Raw genomic sequence first — 3,449 nt, 5'->3', positions numbered from 1 at the left:
TTCCTGTTCTGCCCGCTCCAGGTGCCGAATGACAGCCAGATCACCCTGTTCGCGGGCTGGGTCGGCAGCGTCGAGGGCATGATCGCGGCCCTTGCCCGCACCGCCCGCGCCCTGCCCGAAGGCTGGCATGTCCGGCTCAAGGAACACCCCTCGGCGCGCAGTTCGCTGGCCGATCCGCTGGCCCGTGCCGTGGCCGAGGCGGGCGGGCGGCTGGTGATCGACAACGCCACCGACAGCTTTGCCCAGCTTGCCGCCTCGCGGGGCGTTCTGACCATCAACTCCTCGATGGGGTTGCAGGCGTTCTTTCACGACAAGCCGGTGATCGTGCTGGGGCAGGCCTTCTTTGCCATCCCCGGCCTTGTGACCCCGGTCCATTCCGAGGCCGCACTGGCCCAGACGCTGGCCCATCCGCAGGCGCTGAGCTTCGATCCCGCGCTGCGCGCGGCCTTCATGTCCTGTCTCGACCTTGTCTATTACCCGCGCGTGAGCGAAGCCCCCGATGGCAGCATCACCATCGACCCCGACGCGCTGGCCCGGATGCTGGACGCCGCGCGGTCCGGAACGGCCCTTTCGCCCGGCGGCGCTTTCCTGTAAGGCTCCGCCCCGGGAATACACCCGACGCTGAAGGAAGAACCCGATGGGCTACAAGGTCGCCGTCGTCGGCGCCACGGGCAACGTGGGCCGCGAAATGCTGAACATCCTCGCCGAGCGCGAGTTTCCGGTGGACGAGATCGCCGTGCTTGCCTCGCGCCGCTCGCTCGGCACCGAATGCAGCTTTGGCGACCGAACCCTCAAGACCCAGGACCTGGAACAGTTCGACTTCACCGGCTGGGATATCGCGCTGTTCGCCATCGGCTCGGATGCGACCAAGGAATACGCCCCCAGGGCCGCCCGCGCGGGCTGCGTGGTGATCGACAACTCGTCGCTCTACCGCTACGACCCCGACGTGCCGCTGATCGTGCCGGAGGTTAATGCCGACGCGGTCATGGGCTATGCGAAGAAGAACATCATCGCCAATCCCAACTGTTCCACCGCGCAGATGGTGGTGGCGCTCAAGCCGCTGCATGACCGCGCGCGGATCAAGCGGGTGGTGGTCTCGACCTATCAATCCGTCTCCGGCTCGGGCAAGGAGGCGATGGACGAACTGTGGAACCAGACCAAGGGCATGTATGTGCCGGGGCAGGAAGTCGCGCCCAGCGTCTATCCCAAGCAGATCGCCTTCAACGTGATCCCGCAGATCGACGTCTTCCTCGATTCCGGCGAGACCAAGGAAGAATGGAAGATGGTCGCCGAGACCAAGACGATCATGGATCCCGCGATCAAGGTCACGGCGACCTGCGTGCGCGTGCCGGTCTTTGTCGGCCATTCCGAGGCTATCAATATCGAGTTCGAGGATTTCCTCGACGAGGACGAGGCGCGCGACATCCTGCGCGAGGCGCCCGGGGTCATGGTGATCGACAAGCGCGAGCCCGGCGGCTACGTCACGCCGGTCGAATGCGTGGGCGATTATGCCACCTTCGTCAGCCGCATCCGTCAGGATTCGACCATCGAGAACGGTCTGAACCTGTGGTGCGTCTCTGACAACCTGCGCAAGGGCGCGGCACTGAACGCGGTGCAGATCGCCGAGGTTCTGGGCCAGCGCGCGCTGAAGAAGGGGTGAGAGGCGGTCGGGGGCGCACGCCCCGGCAAACTCTCCGGTGGCGAGTTTGAGCCTCGAACGGGCGGAGCCCCGGGAAGGGTCCGGTCCGGACCGAACGGCCGGCCCTTGACGGCAGGACACGGCGCGGTGGCCCGGCCCCGCGCCGTTATTCGTTCCGGCGACTTTGCCCTTGCCAAGCCCTGGCCCCCTGCCGCACGCTGCACGTCGCAGCCCGCCTCCGGAGCGATCCCCATGCGCCGCCTTGCCCTTGCCTTGCCCTTCGCCCTGATCCCCGCCCCGCTTGTGGCCGAGGATTTTCCCCTGACCAGCGCGGTCAGCGCCGTCACGCTCTATCCGCAGGGCGCGACCGTCACGCGCGCGGTTCCCTATGACATCCCCGCCGGGCGTCACCGGTTGATCCTGACCGATCTGCCCGCCTCGACGCCGCTGCATGCGGTGCGCGTGGGCGTGACCGGCGCCACGCTGGGCGGCGTCACCACGCGCGCCGATTTCGTCCCGCCCCGCAGCGCCGAGAAGGGCGCCGCCCTTGCCGCCGCCGAGGCCGAGGTCGTGCGGCTGGAGGATGCGCTGCGCAGCGCCGAGGCCGACATCGCGGCGATCCGGCTTGAGGCCGAGGCGGCGCGCGCCCGCATCGCCTTTTACGAGCGGCTGGGGGCCACCGAATTGCCCCCCGGCACCGACATCGCCGCCCTTGCTGCCACCATCGGCGCGGGGACGCTGGAGGCGCTGCGTGCGGCCCATGCGGCCGAGCAACGCGCCGATACGGCCGACCGGGGGTTGAAGGACCTGCGCGAGGCGCTGACCCGGGCGCGGCAGGCGTTGGCGGCGCTTGTTCCCGAGGATGATGTTCGGGCGTTTCTGGCGGTGGACTTGTGGTCCGATGTGCCGGCCAGCGGCGATCTGAGCGTCAGCTATACCATCGCCGAGGCGGGCTGGATGCCGGTCTATGACCTGCGGCTGGACCGCGCCGCCGGGCAGCTGGAGATCGAGCGCGGGGCCTTCGTGACGCAGGACACGGGCGAGAACTGGGCCGGTGTGGCGCTGACTCTTTCGACCGTGCGCCCCTCGGAACGGACCGCGCCGGGCGAGGTCTGGCCGGACCTGCGCCGGATCGTCGATCCGGGCCAGGTGATGCCGCGACCTGGTGCGGCGCCGATGGCAGAGGCCGACATGGCGCGGGGGGGATTCGAACTGCCCGCGGCGCCCGCGCCGAAGGTCGAGGCGGTGGCGCAGGCCGATGCGCTGGCGGTCACCTATGCCTATCCGGATCCGGTCGATATCGCCGCGGGCGCGGACCGGGTGCGGCTGGCGCTGGGCGCGCTGACGGCCCCGGCCGAGATCTTTGTCCGCGCCGTTCCCTTGCGGGATTCCAATGGCTTCGTGGCTGCCAGCTTCGCCAATGAAAGCGGCGAGGTGATCCTGCCGACGGGCGAGGCGATGTTCCATCTGGACGGGCGTTTCGTGGGTCGGCAGGACCTGGCGCTGATCCCGGCGGGGGGCGAGGCGGAACTGGCCTTCGGTCCTGTCGAGGGGCTGCGCCTGAGCCGTGTCGTGACGCGCAGCGAGGGCGATCGGGGCGTGATCCGCAAGGCGACCGAATGGGCCGAGACCGTGCGGATCAGGGCCGAGAACCTGACCGCCGAACCGTGGTCCGTGCGGCTGACGGACCGGGTGCCCTATTCCGAACAGGAGGATCTGAAGATCACCTGGAGCGCCGATCCGCCGCCCGCCGGGACCGATCTGGACGACCGGCGCGGCGTGCTGGAATGGCGCTTCGATCTGGCCCCCG

The 3,449-nt window shown here is 69.2% G+C and carries 2 protein-coding genes and 1 pseudogene; all 3 read left to right on the top strand.

Annotation, left to right across the window (positions count from 1 at the left end; translation table 11 throughout):
* Nucleotides 1-594 (top strand): annotated as a pseudogene (locus ENN83_RS16565) (capsular biosynthesis protein); the annotation flags it as partial.
* A 43-nt stretch (nucleotides 595-637) separates the two neighbouring features.
* Nucleotides 638-1,660 (top strand): aspartate-semialdehyde dehydrogenase, encoded by a 1,023-nt coding sequence (locus tag ENN83_RS16560; RefSeq protein ID WP_287188909.1) that lies wholly within the window; start codon nucleotides 638-640, stop codon nucleotides 1,658-1,660.
* Between the two features lie 231 nt (nucleotides 1,661-1,891).
* A partial coding sequence (locus tag ENN83_RS16555) for a DUF4139 domain-containing protein (RefSeq protein ID WP_287188908.1) occupies nucleotides 1,892-3,449 on the top strand: 1,558 nt, incomplete at its 3' end.

This window comes from Rhodovulum sp., assembly GCF_011048875.1.
In the GTDB taxonomy this organism is placed as follows: Bacteria; Pseudomonadota; Alphaproteobacteria; order Rhodobacterales; family Rhodobacteraceae; genus Rhodovulum; species Rhodovulum tesquicola.
This window is presented reverse-complemented; position numbering and strand designations above follow the sequence as displayed.